The organism is Streptomyces sp. NPDC058619 (assembly GCF_042717785.1).
Classification (GTDB): Bacteria; Actinomycetota; Actinomycetes; order Streptomycetales; family Streptomycetaceae; genus Streptomyces.
Genome location: NZ_JBHXQN010000091.1, coordinates 1 through 15,315, shown reverse-complemented (window position 1 = coordinate 15,315; position 15,315 = coordinate 1). Strand labels below are relative to the sequence as shown.

Genomic DNA, 15,315 nt, shown 5'->3' with positions numbered 1-15,315 from the left:
CCGCCTCGGCCGCCCGCGACAACGACACCAACCGCCACGGCCCCGGCACACGCCGACCCATGCCCGGCACTCACTGAATTCCTGCGCTGCACGGCGCCGAAGAGTAACGGCGGCGGGAGCTCTCCTCTACCGGCACACTCCGTCCTGCGCCACGCCGTCGGCACCATCGCGGCCCGCCGCACCCCCGGGGGCGGCCGGTGCTTCCACTGCGACGGGACCGGGCCTGCCCGCCCGCTGTGGGAGCCGGCAGCCGGGCAAGCCTGAGCGGCCGGGCAAGCCCAAGGGGACCCTGGGCAAGCCCTTCCGCGCAAGGAGCTTGCCCAGGGCCGGCGACCCGGCTACGCCAAGGCGGCGGCCACGGTCTTTAAGGACGGCGCGCTGCCGCGGTTCCTTCGTTGGGGTGAACCCCGCATCCGGGCCTCGGCTCTGGGAGACATGGGAGCCATGACGGACCTGCGCCTCGACGCTCCCGAGCCCCTGCCCTGCTCGTCATCCGGAACCAGGCGGGCCTGGCAGATGAGTTGTGGCAGGAGATCGCGCCGCTCCTAGCCGACGAGGGCATCACTGCCGACACCGACCCGACCGACCTGCCCACGCTCCAGGCCGCCCTGAACCGCGCCGTCGCCCGATACAACACGGCGCTGTTCACGCCCACCGGCCGGGCTCGAGCGGATGCCGCCGCGCTCCTGCGCCAGGTCGTCGCTTCCATCTCCGCGGCGAGACCGGCACGCCGCCCGCCTGCTCGACTCCCTCGGCCCGGAACCCAGCCCGGAACAGCCGGCCACGACCACGGCCTGCATCGGTCTGGCGCTGAGCCTCCTGGACACCTGGTCGACTACCACCGGCGGCGCACCGACCGGACTGCTGGCCGGTAGCGCTCTTCCCGCCGGACACTGGCGCGGCGAGCGGGCCGCGACCGACGTCCTGGCCCTGGCCCGCAAAGGCCGGAACAGGCACGGCTGCCGTTGGCCGAATGCGTCACTGAGAGCGAGGGCGAGGAGGGCGTGACCTGCTGCGCTTCGGTCCCCCGGGGTGCCCAGGGGCCCGTGCCGCCACAGCGCTGGTACGGCTATGCGCCGGGATGTGCGCCGGGGCGGCTACCGCTGGGCGGGTGAGGCTGAGTACCTGGCGTGTAGGGGCGAAGTGCGCGGTAATGCATACCAGTATGACGACGCATTCGATGAGTACCGCGGAAGTACGGGTCGGCGTGCGACCCTTCGCCGAAGTCGAAGAGGTGTTTCGGCGGCTGGAGGCCGAGGCGGCCGGACCGGATCAACAGACGCAGTTCTCTCGGGGAGCCCTGACCGGGTACCTGTGGGCGCTGGGGCGTGGCGGGCCTGCGCCGATTACTGCGCAATCGGTGGACGAGGCACCCGCTCTGAAGGATCTGACCGCGGAGGTGGACGCTGCGACGGTGCAGATGAAGGATTCCACCCAGCGCACCGTCCCTCGCGACTACATTCACGGGGTGCGCGACGCACTGGCCTGGGTGTGCGGACACACCGACCAGCGCCCCTGAGCGATAGGGTCATCACAGCCTGGGTGTGCCCGCCATTCCCCTCCTGCGGCGGGCACGCTGCTCAGACCGTTACCCGCCGGGAGCATGTTGGTTGCGGCACCAGGTCCAGCAGCCTCTGGTTCTGTTCCCCGAAGGTGATACGCACGCCGAGCTCCTCGTAGGCGAGGGTCACTGTCTGCGCCAGGGTCGTGGCCAGGGGCGGTTTGTCCCCGGAGGTGTGGATGACGTGGATGGTCCTGCAGCGCAGGCGCAACAGGACCACGAGGCCGAGGTTGTCGAAGTGTCCGCCGTCGGTGCACAGCAGAATGGGGCTGGTGTCGGAGTAACGGCCGACAGCTCCTGCAGCTGGTACCTCAGCCGGTGTACCGGGGGCAGCCTTGGCATGTTCCTGTTCGGCTTGTACCTGGGGAGTTCGCGTGGCGGGCCCCCAGGGGGTCCGGTTGTGGTACCCGGCCGTGACGTGCCAGCCGTCCGGGCCGGCGGCGAGCAGGAAACTGTGCGCCAACTTCTCCGCCGCCCCGAGGTGCTTGCTGATCGTCGGTAGCCCCTCCGCCCGCCACCGAGGGGGAAGCCCGCGGCGGCGCCGAGCCGCAGATGCGTCCCGGCACCGTGGTGGTGGTCCGCGAGGACCGCCAGAGGGGTCTCCGGACGGCAGGGGATGTGGGATCGCGCCCATCCTCGGCGTCCAAGCGGCAACCCGCATTCCGCAGCAGCCGCCTGCGACCTGACCCACCCGCCACAATCAGTGACCGTGTGCCACCAGGTCCCGCAGCAGTGCCAGCGCCTTCAGGTCCTCCGGATCGTGCGGGGCGGACTGGACGTTGTCTCCTTTGAGGGCCGTGAGGTCGTGCGCGGTCAGGGACGCCAGTGGGCGCAGCAGCCGGGCCTGTGGATGGTGGAAGTCGTGGACGGTCAGGGTGGGTATGGCGACGCCGCCGTAGGTGCCCACGGCGGCGAACCGGCCGTCGGCGGAGGCGGTGACGGCGCGGATGGTCCGGGGCTTGTGGCCGGACTCCGTCAGTGGGCGCGGCACGTCGGCCGTGTCGAGGGTGTCCGGATCGAAGAAGCGGTACCGGCCTTCGCTGCCTGCGTGTCCGGCCACCACGCCCCAGGCGGGGACGGCGCAGAGACCGCCGAGTGGTGGCGCGTGGCCGACCTCCTCCAGGGTCAGGGCCTCGTGCGGTTCCCTGCGCCAGCGGCTGAGTCCGCCGCTCGCGCCGCAGGCCACCAGAGTGTCGGGGCCGGTGAACACCAGCTCCCGTACCGGCCCGTGCGGCACCGGGACAACGGTGCGGGCGATCAGGTGCTCCGCCCTCGCGTCGGTGACCACGATGTCCCGCTCGCCCCCGAATGCGATCGCGTGGCCGTCTGGGGCGACGGCGAGGCGGTGGGCAACGTCGAGCCCCAACGGGCTCAGGTCCACGATCCCGGCGGCGAGCCGCGGGCCGGCGACGACCACGACCGGCTGCAACGCGCTTCCCGCCACGAAGCCGGCCGCCGTACCGGCGGGCCGCATCCCGGTCAGAGCGGCCCCCTGTGCGACCGGGCGGACGTCGCCTTGCGCATAGTGCACCAGGGTTCGGCGGTGGCCGGGTTCCTTGCGGACGGCGATGACGTTCTCCTCATCGATGCAGGCGACGGCGTGGTGGGCGAAAGGACCGCGGTAGATGTCGTGCCAGGCGCCCTCGCGCAGCATGGTGATCCTGGTGGCGCCGTGGGGTTCCACGGTGGTGAGCGTGAGAACGGGCGCGCCGACACCGAAGGACAGCCGTGCGGCGGGGCCGGTGATGACGTGGTGGACGGAGACCGATGCCCGCGCGGCCCTGACGGCCGCCCGTGCGACCAGGGCCTGGTCGGTGGCGGCGAGACGGGCGAGCTGGCCCTCGCCGGCGGCGGTGAGACGCGCGGGCAGCGGGGTCCCGTCGTCGCCGGCCGCGAAGCGGTCGCCGTACCGCTGCGCCAGACGTACCGCGTCCGTGAGCGGGACGGAGGTGATGAGTTCCCGGAGCACGCCGCGATGCCTGTCGCGCAGGTGCGTGGCGGCCCGTCGGTCGATTCCGGGGCCGTCGTCCCACATCACGCTCCGGACCGTGTTCATGGCCAACTCCTCCTGCCCCTTGGGTTTTTCATAATGCCTCGCTGCCGCGCCCGGGACTACGCTGGGCTCTCAACGCGGGGGATACGGGGAGGTTGGGATGACGGATCCGATGTCGGCACTCGTGATGGCGGGAGCGAGCAGCATCGTGGCGGCCATGGCCACCAGCGCGTGGGAGGGCGCGCGCGAGCGGGTGGTGGAGGTGTTCCGGCGGCGCGGTGACGATGGGGTGGCCGCGATCGAGGCGCAGTTGGACGCCGACGCGCGCCTGGTCGTTGACGAGGAGGACGCCTACGGCACTCGCCAGGACCTCCTGCGGCCCTGGGCGCGCCGGCTTGCAGCGCTGCTGCGGGAGCACCCCGAGGCCGCCGAGGAGCTGCGCCGGGCCGTCGAGGAGGTGGCGGCCGCACTGCCCCGGAGCGAGCAGCACTGGACGCAGAACGTCACGGCGCACGGGGGCGGCACGGCGCTTGGGGCGCAGGGTCCGGGCAGCAGTGTCCACATCCACCGGGGCGGCACGTGGGAGGACGGTCCCCAGCGGTGAGCGGCCCCGTGCCGGGCGGCTCCGGCCCCAAGTCCTACGTACGGCAGGTGGTGCGGGCGGAGGGCGGGTTCGCGTACGGGGTGATCGGCGCGGACATCCATGTGTTCGGCGACGGCCGGCCGGTGTACGTACTGCGGAGGTGGGCGGGAGCGCCCGCGGCCGATCCCGAGTGGCTGCTGGAGCTGCCCAGCAGGATGCTCAGTGCCCGGCACGAGGTCGTGCCGTTCACCGGACGCGAGAGGGATGTCACCGCGCTGCGGACGTGGCGCGACACGTCACGTCGGTTCGCGGCTCGCTGGGTCCACGGCCCCGGCGGGCAGGGCAAGAGTCGTCTCGCCGCGCGGCTCGGCGCCGAGTCCTGCGCCGAGGGCTGGCTCGTGACAGTCGCCGTGCACGGATCGGGTGCGGTGCTGCCCCCTCCTGGGAGCCAGGATCTGCGGGCGGAGGGCGCGATCGGGGTCCTGCTGATCGTCGACTACGCGGACCACTGGCCGTTGCCGGACCTGGCCTGGCTGTTCAGCAACGCGCTGTTTCACCGGCCCGGGCTGCCCGCGCGAATCCTGCTGCTGGCCCGTGACGCCACCGGCTGGCCCGCGGTGCGCGCGACGCTGGCGGACGTAGAGGCCGCCACCTCGCGCCAGGTACTGGAGCCGCTGGCCGACGACGGGGAGGAGGGCGGCGACCGGGCCGCCATGTTCCGGGCCGCCCGGGACGCCTTCGCCGACCGCTACGGGCTCCCGGCGCCGCGCGCGATCGGACCGCCGGTGGCACTGGCGGAGCCGGAGTTCGGTCTCACGCTGACCGTGCACATGGCGGCGCTGGCGGCCGTGGACGCCCGCAGGACGGGCCGCCGCCCGCCCGCCGACGCGGCGGGCCTGACGACGTACCTGCTGGACAGGGAGCAGCGGCACTGGGCACGGCTGGCCGACGCACCCGGCCACGTGACGCCGCCAGCCGTGATGAACCGCGCGGTCTTCGCGGCCGCCCTCACCGGCGCGGTAGAACGACGTACGGGGACGGCCGCGGTCAACTCGCTGCGGCTGCCGCTTTCCACCGAGACCGTGCTCGCCGACCACGGGGCCTGTTATCCCCCCGCGGACCCGGCACTGCCCACGGTGCTCGAACCGCTGACGCCCGACCGGCTGGCCGAGGAGTTCGTCGCACTGACCCTGCCGGGTCACCCCGCCGACTACCCGGCGCACGACTGGGCGCCAGCCGCTCTGGACGCACTCCTGCCGCAGACCGACGCAGCCCCGGCCGCGCCCTGGCTATCACGCGCGATGACAGTTCTGACGAGTGCGGCCGGCCGCTGGCCGCACGTCCGCCAACAGCACCTCTATCCCCTGCTCCGGAAGGCGCCCTGGCTGGCCGTCGCGGCCGGCGGCGCACCGCTCGGCGCGCTGGTGGCGCTGGACGACATCGACGTCGATCTGCTGGAGGCCGTCGAGGCATACCTGCCGCGGCGCGACGACCCCGTACTCGATCCGGCCGCAGCCGCCTTGGCAGTCCGGCTGGCGGAGCACCGCATGGCGGCGACCGAAGACCCGGCGGAGCACGCCGCCGTACAACTCAATCTCGGCTGGAACCTCTCCGGAGCGGGCCGCTACGACGAGAGCCTGGCCGCGGTGGAACGCGCGGTGGCGCTCTACGAGGGGGCTGCCCGCGCCGATCCGCAGCGGTACGAGCCGGACCTCGCCCGCGCCCTGAACAACCTCGCCAGGGAGCTGGACCGGGAGGGGCGCGGCGACGAGGCACTGCGCGCGATCGAGTCGGCACTCGCCATACGACGGAGACGGCTGCGCCCCGGTCACGACAGCGACACCGCCGACCTGGCGCTGTCGCTGTCGAACTACGCGATCCGCATGCAGCGCGCGGGGCGGCGGGTCGAGGCCCTGCGGGCCGACGGCGAGTCCCTGACGCTGTACGCCCAGGTGGCCGCGGACCGGCCCGGGCGGTACGACCACGATCTCACCGCCACCCTCGTCAACATCGGCAGCTCCCTGAACAGCGCCCTGCGTGTCGATGCCGCGCTGGCCGCCACCCGGCGCGCGGTGGCCGTCCTCCGGCCGCGGGCACACGACGCCCCGGCCGCGCACGAGGGCCTGCTGGCCCAGGGCCTCACCAATCTGGCCGCCATGCTGGCGAGTGCGGGACGGGGCAAAGAGATCATTATCGCGCGCGTGATCAGCAGCGGTGGCGTGCCCGGCGACGATCTGCTGCGCCTGCGGGGATGGCGCACCGAGGCGTTGGCGGCCGCCACGCAGGCCGTGGAGATCCGCCGCCGCGGGGCACGGGCCAATCCGGCGGCGCTCGACGCCGACCTCGCCGGTGCACTCCGATCGCTTGCCCAGGTGCAGGAGGCCGTCGGGCTGCGGGACGAGGCACGCGTGACCGGTCACGAGGCGGACGGCCTGGAGAGGAGCATGGACCCCCGCAGGCAGCCGTGGACCGCACCCGAAGTCGTGGAGCACGGCACGTGGCACGCCGTCGAGGAGGTGTTGATCGGTCTGTACCGCCATCTCGCCGCCACCGAGGTGACGGTCCACGGGCCCGACCTGATGGTGTTGCTGCGGGCGGCGCACCGCGGCGGTTCGCGCGAGGGGAGCCGCGATCTGGCGTACCTGGCCGAGGCGCTGGAGGTCGGCCGTCGACTCGCCGACGCCGACCCCGTGACCTACGAGCCGGTCCACCTCTACGAGATGAGGCAGTTCGCGTGGGAACTGTGGTGGGCGGGACGGCGCGAGGAGGCCGTGGAGGCGCTGGAACAGGCGGTCGAACTCGCCCGTGACCTCGCCACGGAGGCCCCCGCGACGCACCGCGACCACTTCGTCCGGTACGCCGAGGACCTGGTCACCTGGCTGAAGGCGGTCGGGCGACGCCGTGACGCGCGGACGGTGCGGCGAGCGGCGCGGCGGGCCGCCCGCGAGCCGTGACCCGGCCTCACCGGCGATCGGGTGACTCGCGGGGGTCTGCTTCTGTGCCTGTCCAGACTGTGGAGGAGGACCAGCACGGCCAGGACTATCACCGCCATGCGCAGCCATCCCGGAGCGGCCGCGGCATCCGCGCCGTCCGCAAACTCCAACCGCGGTCATCACGGCTCCCGCCGACGCTGCCCCGTCCGTCACGCCCTTCGAAGGTACGCCGTACCCCGGCTCCCTCGTCCTCCACCGGGCGCGCAGGGTCTCAGGCAGTCGGAGTGCTGTCCCGCAGCGTCGGCAGAGCTCCCACCGTGAAGTTCATGGTGCAGACCCTCGCCGCCGCCGGCGAACTCCAGCGCGACCTCCCGCGGGAGCTGACCTACGACGGGCTGCGCGCCGCTGAGACGAAGGGCAACAAGGGCGGGCGCCGACCCGCAGGTAGGCGTCGTTGATCGTGTAGTCGGTGTTCGGCTGCCCGCTGTCGTGGATGGGGAGCGAGTGTCACGGGCTGTGGTCGCGTCCGTCCCGTGGAGCGAAGGCTGTGAGGGCGTCGGTGTCGGTCGCGCGAGCGTGCAGGAAGTAGTCGGCCCACTCGGCGATGTCGGGGTAGGACGAGTCCTGGTCGAGTTGGGTGGCTGAGGCCTGGATGTCGAAGTGCGTGGTGCGGAGTTCGCCGCCCGGGCCCAGGAGGGCCCAGTGTGCTCCGGTTCGTCCGTAGGGCATGCCGATGCTGCCGGGGTTGATCACGAGTCGGCCGTGGGCGAGGCGGACGAACGGCATGTGGGTGTGGCCGCAGACCACGGTGCGGATGTCGGTATCGAGTCCGTCGAAGACTTCCTTCCAGCGGTCGAGGCGGGAGTCGACCAGGACGACCTCCTCGTCATCGCGAGGGGTGGCATGGCAGAACAGCACCTTTCCCAGGCCGTCCACGGACAGGGACAGTGACCGTGGAAGCGAGCCGAGAAGGTCGAGATGGTCCTCGCGGAGCTGTTCGGCTGCCCAGGGGGCGATTGTGTCGGGGATCGTGTCGCGTTGCCCGCGGCGGTATTCAAGGAGTTCCCGATCGGCGTTGCCGCTGATCCAGATGACGCGGTCGCCGAGGCTGGTCAGCAGGTCGAGAACCTGGGCCGGTTGCGGGCCGGCGGTGATGTCACCGGTGAGCACGATGTGATCGGCGGTGCTGACGTCTGGTTCGCCGAGCACTGCCTCCAGAGCCGGCAGGACTCCGTGAATGTCGGACAGAACGGCTACTCGGTTCAGCATGGTCACCACTGTGGGGTGGAGACAGCCGAGCGGTGTGATCTTTCGCCCGGCGCGTAGTTCAAGAGGGCCGGTCATCGCGTGTGGTCGCCGGGTGCGTAGTTCTTCCGGTGGGCTCCGGCCTCGGTGGCGATGCGAGTGGTGCTCTTGTCGTGGTAGCCCAGTGCTTGGGCGCGGCGGGCATCGTTGCCGCGAAGGCCACGCCGCACGTCAAGAAATGGTTCAACGACCTCAAGTCGAAGCTGACCGCAAGTCGGAGGACACCGCACAATAAGCCAGCAGGATCTCTGCCACCTCACGGAACCGTCGTCGGGGTGTCGCAGGGAGTGCAGGAGCCACTGGCAGGTGTCGCCCATGGGCAGGCGCGGTTCGTCGAGGGGTTCAGCAGGGTGTTCAGGCGTTCGTCGATGGGGTGGTGGCGGGTTTCGACGAGGCCGTCGGTGTAGAGGACGAGCCGGTCGCCGGGGTTGAGGTCGAAGGCGGTGGTGTGGAAGGGGACGCCGCCGACACCAAGGGGCGCGCCGGTGGGCAGGTCGAGCAGGTGGGGGCGGTGGCCGGTCGCAACGAGGACGGGTGGGAGGTGTCCGGCGTTGGCGATGCGGCACCGGTAGCTGCGGGGGTCGTAGACGACGTGGATGCAGGTGGCGATGTAGTGCTCGAGGCCGTGGGCGATCTTGTCGAGGTGCTGGAGTACCTGGTCGGGGTCGAGGTCGAGGTCGGCGTAGGCGCAGGTGGCGGTGCGCAGGCGTCCCATGGTGGCGGCGGCGTCGATGCCGTTGCCCATGACGTCGCCGACCACCAGGGCGGTCTTGTCTCCCTCGAGGGGGATGACGTCGTACCAGTCGCCTCCGACCTCGTGGGTTGTCTGGGCGGGCTGGTAGAGGGAGGCGACGTCCAGGCCTGGGAGCGGGAGCGGGAGCGGGGGCGGGGGCGGGTGGCCGGGCAGGAGGCTGCGCTGGAGGGTTTCGGCGGTGTTGCGGACACTTTGGTGCCAGCGGGCGTTGTCGATGGCGACGGCGGCGCGGGTGGCCAGCTCGCTGGCGAGGAGTACGTCGTCTTCGTCGAACGGGAGGGGGTTGCGGGCGCGCAGCAGGTCGAGAGTGCCGAGGACCTCGTTGCGGGCGATCAGGGGCACGGCGAGGTAGGCGTGCACGCCGGCCTGGGCGAAGGCGGCCGCGGCGTCGGTATCGCGGGCGATGCGTTGCAGATCGTCGGCGTGGGCGACGACGATGGGCTGTCCGGTGTGGACGCATCGGGTGATCAGGCGGTCCGCGCCGTAGGCCGCGAAGTCGCCGACCGCGAGGGCGGCGGTGGTCGCGGGGGTGGGGTAGGCGGCGGCCACGACGAGCACCCGGAACATCTCGGGGCCCGGTTCGCGGGAGGGTGCGGCACGGCGGAAGGCGAGGACGTCGTCGAGGACGTCGACGGTGGCGATGTCGGCCAGGTCGGGCACGGCGACCTCGGCCAGTTCCTGGGCGGTCGTCTCCACCTCCAGGGTGGTGCCGACGCGGGCGGAGGCGTCGGCGGTCATCGCGAGGCGGCGCCGGGCCCGGTCTGCTTCGGTGCTTGCCTGGTGGCGTTCGCTGACGTCGATCACCGAATTCGCGACCCCGATCACCGGCCGCTGGCGCCTTCGATGCGGAAGTACGACACCGACCAGGCGTGGTTGTGGTCGAGGTCGGCCGGGGTGCGGCCGACGGTGTACTGGTCGATCACCGGTGTGCCGGTGAGCAGCACCTGGCGCAGCGCGGACTCGATCGTCTCCACGTCGAGGAAGGTGAGGACGTCGCGGGGATGCTTGCCGATGTGTCGGCGGCCGGGACCCCGTTGGTGCGCTCCAGGGCCGGGTTGACCAGAAGGTAGTGCTGGTCCGCATCGAGCAGGGCGATGCCGATGGGGGCCTGCGAGACCATGCCGTGTCCCGCTCCGCGCGCTCGCGGGCCTCCTCCTGCTCGATGCGCCGCTCCTGCTCGCTGCGCAGGGCGTTCAAGGCCGCCAGGCGCATCTCCAGCTCGTCGAGCACGAGCGCGGCCAGGTCCGCGAGGCTGGCGGTGTCGTCCTCGGTGATCAGGCGCGGCTTGGTGTCGAGGATGTTGACGGTGCTCAGCCGGTGCCCGTCACGGGTGGTGATCGGGGCGGCGGCGTAGAAACGGAGCGGCCGGTGACCCATGTGCCCTTGTCCGAGTTGAGCAGGATGTCCTGCCGTCTTGCGACAAGCTCGGCATCGACCTCGAACATCGCCGCCAGGACTTCCCGCTCGCCGATTCTCGGATCGGCCAGCGCCCACATGATCGGCATGCGCGTTGGTGTGCACACCAGGTATAGGCGCAGGCCCCAGAAGAAGCGGGAGTGGGAGGCGCAGCAGCCGTAGCCGGCACAGCCCGCCAGGTTCGAGCGCTGCACGGTCGGGCGCGACATGCCGCAGGGCACCGGGGTGGAGTCCGTGATCCACACGGTGTCCGTACAGAAGTCGCTGTCTGTTGCCGGCTCCCGGATCATACGCTTGACCAGCGGCAACGCCGCGCGTAGGCGCTTGTTGTACCCAGACTGCTGTGGAAGGTACGGGAGCAGTGCGGCCAGGCGCTTGCGGGTGAAGCGCAGCCAACGTGCCTCAGAGTGGAAGCCGAGCAGGGCCTGGGCTACGGCCAGGCAGACAGTTCGGAGTCCCTGAGCAGGGGCGGTCGTCCCGTCCAGCGCGTTCCTCCCGATCTCGTCGTCGATCTTCACGTACCGTGCGGTCAAGAGGGTCTCAAGGTCCGTCGTCACAAACGGATCATCGAGGCCCTCGCCCCTTTTTCCGTGACCGGACCGGGAAGCCGGACCGGGAAGCCGGACCGTTTCCTGCGAGGGGCGAGGGCGAAGCCCGGGCCGTACCCTGCTCCGCGGGAGGCTGCGTGCAGGCGCAACTCGCTACTGTTCGGCCATGATGTTTCCCACCGCGCGGTTCGAAGGATGCTTTCCCGAGCTCTTCGGCTTCGTGCTGCTCGATGCCACAGGGCTCGACCACGTCGGTGCCGGAAGCCCTGTCGGCAGGAATCTGCTGCAGCTGTTCAGTGCGCATGAGCAGGGCGATCAGGTCGTACGTGACGGCATCGCGATTCCCGCGCAGAACATCGATCCCGGCTTCTACACCGTGCTCGTACGCCATGCCCAGAGCCCTTCACCGTGGCAGGACCCCAAGGTGACATCCGCCGGGTGGGTTCTGCACGTCCGGTCAGGAGAGCTGCTGCTTTGTGGCCTGGGGTACCTCACGAAGTGGACGCCCGACCATCCCCGGCATCGTCGCATTTCCGTACCACCCGGCTGGTACGAAGTGGAAGTCCGCGGACACCTCTTGGACCCCGACGACCCTGATGACGCCGCCTACGAGTTCGTCCTGAGCGGTCCGACCGGCACCCGGCCCACGTTCCATGCCCACCTCAACCACGGCCTCAACCTCATCGACAACGACTGATCACATCGGACTCATTCGGGGTCTGTAAAAGGAACGGCTCCGTTTCGTAGTCAGTGGTGACGTTCCGTTGTCATTGGAGGAGGATGCGGTGGCGGAGGAGGTCGAATCCGGCGCGGCCGTGCATCTGGCGCATGATCCTTTTGGTACGGGTGTTGACGCCTTCGGTGCGGCCGTTGTGAGGGCAAGGTGAGGCCGGCGTTCACGGCGGGCCGGTCGATTTCGAAGCCGTTGGTGAGGCTGCGCAGGTGGGGCAGGTCGACGGCGCGGGTGGCCGTGATCCACTCGGTGCGTTTCACGTCGTTGCCCTCGGCCGGTTTCAGCAGGGCGGCGAAGCCGCGTACGAGATCGCCGAGTGCGGTCATCTCCGGGCAGGCCGCGGCGATCTTCTCCAGCAGGGTCGTTTCCTTCGGACGTAGGTTTTCGGGGTCGGTGAGCAGGAGGCGGCTGGCGTGACGTGGGGTTGTGACGGGACGGTCGCCTTCGGCGCGGCCCTGGTTGAGGTAGCGGACCAGAAGGTTGGCGCTGCCGGTGTAGCCCAACTCCCGGATCTCTTCGAGGAGGTGGGTGACCGGGACGGCCGGTTCCTCGGCACGGCGCCGGCGCAGGGGCTCGCGGTAGGGGTCGACAAGGGAGGGCCGGTAGACGGGGGGCGATGCGCAGGGCCTGGGGTTCGGGAATGCGGGCGTAGCGCTTGACGGTGTTCAGGGCCAGGCCCAGGCGGCGGGAGCAGTCGAGCAGGCCGACGCCCTGGCCGAGGAGGTCGTGGATCTTGTGCCAGCGTTCGCGGGTGGTCTGCTCGCGTACTCCGCCCGGGCGGGGCGGGTTGACGGTGGCCCAGCAGGGGGTGTGGGCGCGGACCTCGGCCTGGACTTTGTCGCACAGGTTGTGCCAGAGGTGCCATCGGTCGCTGACCTGGACCGCGTCGGGCAGGGCTTGGCGGATCGCCTCGGCATAGGTGGCCCATCCGTCCCGGCACACGACCTCGATGCCGGGATGCCCGCGCAGCCAGGCTTCCAGGGTGGCGGCCTCGCGGTCGGGAAGCACCTCGACGCGCTCGCCGGTCTCGGCGTCGATGATGATCGTGGCGTAGCGGTGGCGGCGGCGCAGCGCGAAGTCGTCGACCCCGACGACCCGAGGGGTCCGCACCGCCGGCACGGGGATGCGTCGCAGCAGCCGCAGGGCGGTGGCGAACGAGACGGGCACGGCCAGCGAGCGGGTGAGCCGGGCGGCCGCCCGGCCGCATAACTCCTTGACCACCTGCGAATGGTCAGACGCGTGGTGCGGCGCTGATGGCGCTCCAGCAGCCCGAGGACCTGCTCACGGAAGGTCTGCCGAGGGCAGCCCAGGGCCGGACACACCAGCCGCCGTATCCTCACCCGGACCAGGACCTGGCGGCCATCGACCCGTACATCCCTCACCGTTCGACGGTGATATCCGTGCACCTTCCCGCTCGGCACCGCGCACAACGGACACGGAACTGGGACATCCCGGGTGCGGGCCGTGACCCGAACCACCTCGCCACCGTCCGTCACATCCTCGATGACCAGCTCTGATAACCCCGAAAACACCGTTCCCGCAAGCGTGTTGGCATCATCCATGCCTCATGATCACAGGCGAGTACCCACCGTCACCACCGACTACGGAACAGAGCCGTTCGTTTGACAGACCCGCCCGTGCGCGCCCGGCCCCGGACTCACAGGTCAACGTCACGGGGGAGCCGTTCACCGGGACCGACGCCCAGGGCCGGGTCCGCGGGTACGTCGACGGGCACGTCCACCTGATGTCCAACGAGGGCTTCGGAGGACGGCTGGTCTGCGGAAAGGTCTTCTCCCCGGCGGGGGCGGCGGACGCCCTCAAGGACTGCCCGGAGCACTACCCGAACGGCGACCTCGCCCTCTTCGACATGATTACCAAGGGCGGTGACGGCAGCCACGACCCGACCGGCTGGCCGACGTTCCGCGACTGGCCGGCCCACGACTCCTCCACCCACCAGCAGACGTACTACGCCTGGGTGGAGCGGGCCTGGCGGGGCGGCCAGCGGATCCTGGTGAACGACATGGTCACCAACGGCGTCATCTGCTCGCTCTACTTCTTCAAGGACCGCGGCTGCGACGAGATGACCGCGATCAGACTCCAGATCCAGAAGACGTACGAGCTCCAAAACCACGTCGACGCCATGTACGGCGGCGCGGGCAAGGGATGGTTCCGGGTCGTCACCGAGCCCGGCCAGGCCCGCAAGGTCACCCAGGAGGGCAAGCTCGCCGGCGTCCTCGGGGTGGAGACCTCCGAACCGTTCGGCTGCAAGCAGGTGCTGGACGGTGCCCGCTGCACCATGGCCGACATCGACCGCGGCCTCGACGAACGGCACCGGCTGGGCGTGCGCAGCATGTTCCTGTGCCACAAGTTCGACAACGCCCTGTGCGGCGTCCGCTTCGACTCGGGCACCCAGGGCATGGCCATCAACGTCGGCCAGTTCCTGTCGACGGGCACCTTCTGGAGCACGGAGCCCTGCCCCGGCGCCGAGCACGACAACCCGATCGGCACATGAGCGTCAAGGCGGCCAACCAGGCGCTGCGCGTGCTCGAAGCCGAACGCTACTCCGGCGTGCTCTCCACCCACGGCCGGATGGACGACAGCTGGACCGAGCGGGTCTACCGACTGGGCGGCTTCATCACGGGACACATGTACGAGGCGCCCGCCTGCACCGCCGAGGCGCGCAGGCACGCCGCCCTGCGCGCCAAGTACGGTGCCGGGTACGGGATCGGCACCGACATGAACGGCTTCGCTTGGCTCCCCGGTCCCCGGGCGGCGGCCGGGAACCCCGTCCGCTACCCCTTCCGCAGCCCTGACGGCGGCTCGGTCCTCGACCGCCAGGTCACCGGCTCGCGCGTCTGGGACGTCAACACCGACGGCTGCGGCACCCACTACGGCCTCGTACCGGACTGAATCGAGGACATCCGGGTCACCGGTGGCCAGGACGTGGTGGACGAGCTCATGCAGGGAGCCGAAGGCTATCTGCGCACCTGGGAGGGAGCCGGCGGCCACACCACCCCGTACGTACCGCTGGTCCGCGGCCACCGCCCTTACGCCGGGCACCTGGCGTCCTCACGTCCCTTGCCCGAAGGGTTCACCCACGAGGGGGTCTGGAAGCTGCTGCGGGACCCCGCGCCCGTCACGGTGCGGCTCTACGAGTGCAAGGTGGCGAACCACTCGCTGCTGACCCCCGACCCGGGGTGCGAGAACCAACAACCCCTCGGCGCGGTCGGATATGTGTACACCAAGGCGGTGCCGGGCTCGGTCCCCCTCTACCGATGCTATGCACCTTCCGTATTCGACCACTTCGTCTCCTGCAGGACCGACTGTGAAGGGCCTTACTGACTTCGGCTCGTTGGGGTGATTCTTTGCGAAGTGCCTGTGTGGTGTGGGCGAATGGCTGTATCTGTGGTGTGTGAGATATGCGGATGGGGGCGGGCTGACTCCTGCGGTGCGTCGGCGTCGGGAGTCTGTGCGGATGCAGGCGGCTGA

At 70.8% G+C, this 15,315-nt stretch carries 10 protein-coding genes and 3 pseudogenes; 6 read left to right on the top strand and 7 right to left on the bottom strand.

Going from position 1 to position 15,315, the window contains the following annotated elements; genetic code table 11:
- Window positions 1-1,165: 1,165 nt before the first annotated feature.
- Window positions 1,166-1,519 (top strand): hypothetical protein, encoded by a 354-nt coding sequence (locus ACFWTC_RS36870; RefSeq protein ID WP_384028431.1) that lies wholly within the window; start codon window positions 1,166-1,168, stop codon window positions 1,517-1,519.
- 61 nt (window positions 1,520-1,580) lie between these two features.
- Here the strand turns inward: ACFWTC_RS36870 and ACFWTC_RS36865 are convergent, their stop codons facing one another.
- Together ACFWTC_RS36865 and ACFWTC_RS36860 are read right to left on the bottom strand one after the other, a co-directional pair.
- Window positions 1,581-2,024: a hypothetical protein gene (locus ACFWTC_RS36865; protein ID WP_384028429.1), complete on the bottom strand. Its 444-nt coding sequence runs from the start codon at window positions 2,022-2,024 to the stop codon at window positions 1,581-1,583.
- A 237-nt stretch (window positions 2,025-2,261) separates the two neighbouring features.
- Window positions 2,262-3,617 carry a hypothetical protein gene (locus ACFWTC_RS36860; protein WP_384028428.1) on the bottom strand — a complete coding sequence of 452 codons (1,356 nt, stop codon included), beginning with the start codon at window positions 3,615-3,617 and terminating at the stop codon, window positions 2,262-2,264.
- A gap of 97 nt (window positions 3,618-3,714) precedes the next feature.
- Between ACFWTC_RS36860 and ACFWTC_RS36855 the strand changes: the two genes are divergently transcribed.
- The 3 genes from ACFWTC_RS36855 (at window position 3,715) to ACFWTC_RS36845 (ending at window position 7,528) form a co-directional block, all read left to right on the top strand.
- On the top strand, window positions 3,715-4,158 hold the full coding sequence (locus ACFWTC_RS36855) for a hypothetical protein (RefSeq protein ID WP_383926388.1): 444 nt from the start codon (window positions 3,715-3,717) through the stop codon (window positions 4,156-4,158).
- Window positions 4,155-7,091, top strand: coding sequence for a hypothetical protein (locus ACFWTC_RS36850; RefSeq protein ID WP_384028426.1), 2,937 nt, complete (start codon window positions 4,155-4,157; stop codon window positions 7,089-7,091). The genes ACFWTC_RS36855 and ACFWTC_RS36850 overlap by 4 nt, the downstream gene beginning before the upstream one ends.
- 305 nt (window positions 7,092-7,396) lie before the next feature.
- A complete protein-coding gene (locus ACFWTC_RS36845; protein ID WP_384028499.1) occupies window positions 7,397-7,528 on the top strand; it encodes a hypothetical protein in 132 nt (43 codons plus the stop codon).
- A 49-nt stretch (window positions 7,529-7,577) separates the two neighbouring features.
- On the opposite strand, the gene ACFWTC_RS36840 is transcribed toward ACFWTC_RS36845, so the two are convergent.
- The 4 genes and pseudogenes from ACFWTC_RS36840 to ACFWTC_RS36825 all read right to left on the bottom strand — a co-directional run bounded on the left by ACFWTC_RS36840 (window position 7,578) and on the right by ACFWTC_RS36825 (window position 11,063).
- Window positions 7,578-8,339, bottom strand: coding sequence for a metallophosphoesterase family protein (locus ACFWTC_RS36840; protein ID WP_384028424.1), 762 nt, complete (start codon window positions 8,337-8,339; stop codon window positions 7,578-7,580).
- Between the two features lie 71 nt (window positions 8,340-8,410).
- A complete protein-coding gene (locus ACFWTC_RS36835) occupies window positions 8,411-8,545 on the bottom strand; it encodes a hypothetical protein (protein ID WP_383926407.1) in 135 nt (44 codons plus the stop codon).
- A gap of 96 nt (window positions 8,546-8,641) precedes the next feature.
- Window positions 8,642-10,249: pseudogene (locus ACFWTC_RS36830) on the bottom strand (SpoIIE family protein phosphatase); the annotation flags it as partial.
- 190 nt (window positions 10,250-10,439) lie between these two features.
- Window positions 10,440-11,063: a hypothetical protein gene (locus ACFWTC_RS36825; protein ID WP_384028422.1), complete on the bottom strand. Its 624-nt coding sequence runs from the start codon at window positions 11,061-11,063 to the stop codon at window positions 10,440-10,442.
- Window positions 11,064-11,259: 196 nt separating this feature from the next.
- On the opposite strand from ACFWTC_RS36825, the gene ACFWTC_RS36820 reads away from it, so the two are divergent.
- Window positions 11,260-11,790: a hypothetical protein gene (locus tag ACFWTC_RS36820; protein ID WP_383926371.1), complete on the top strand. Its 531-nt coding sequence runs from the start codon at window positions 11,260-11,262 to the stop codon at window positions 11,788-11,790.
- A 70-nt stretch (window positions 11,791-11,860) separates the two neighbouring features.
- Here the strand turns inward: ACFWTC_RS36820 and ACFWTC_RS36815 are convergent.
- Window positions 11,861-13,358 (bottom strand): annotated as a pseudogene (locus ACFWTC_RS36815) (ISL3 family transposase).
- A gap of 35 nt (window positions 13,359-13,393) precedes the next feature.
- Here ACFWTC_RS36815 and ACFWTC_RS36810 point away from each other — a divergent pair.
- Window positions 13,394-14,826, top strand: a pseudogene (locus ACFWTC_RS36810) (hypothetical protein); the annotation flags it as partial.
- Window positions 14,827-15,315: the final 489 nt, after the last annotated feature.

Excerpts from the sequence above, each read along its gene's own strand:
- ACFWTC_RS36855 (WP_383926388.1), top strand. The coding sequence starts at position 3,715 with ATGACGGATCCGATGTCGGCACTCGTGATGGCGGGAGCGAGCAGCATC.
- ACFWTC_RS36820 (WP_383926371.1), top strand. The coding sequence starts at position 11,260 with ATGATGTTTCCCACCGCGCGGTTCGAAGGATGCTTTCCCGAGCTCTTC.
- ACFWTC_RS36845 (WP_384028499.1), top strand. The coding sequence starts at position 7,397 with ATGGTGCAGACCCTCGCCGCCGCCGGCGAACTCCAGCGCGACCTCCCG.
- ACFWTC_RS36860 (WP_384028428.1), bottom strand. The coding sequence starts at position 3,617 with ATGAACACGGTCCGGAGCGTGATGTGGGACGACGGCCCCGGAATCGAC.
- ACFWTC_RS36870 (WP_384028431.1), top strand. The coding sequence starts at position 1,166 with ATGACGACGCATTCGATGAGTACCGCGGAAGTACGGGTCGGCGTGCGA.
- ACFWTC_RS36840 (WP_384028424.1), bottom strand. The coding sequence starts at position 8,339 with ATGCTGAACCGAGTAGCCGTTCTGTCCGACATTCACGGAGTCCTGCCG.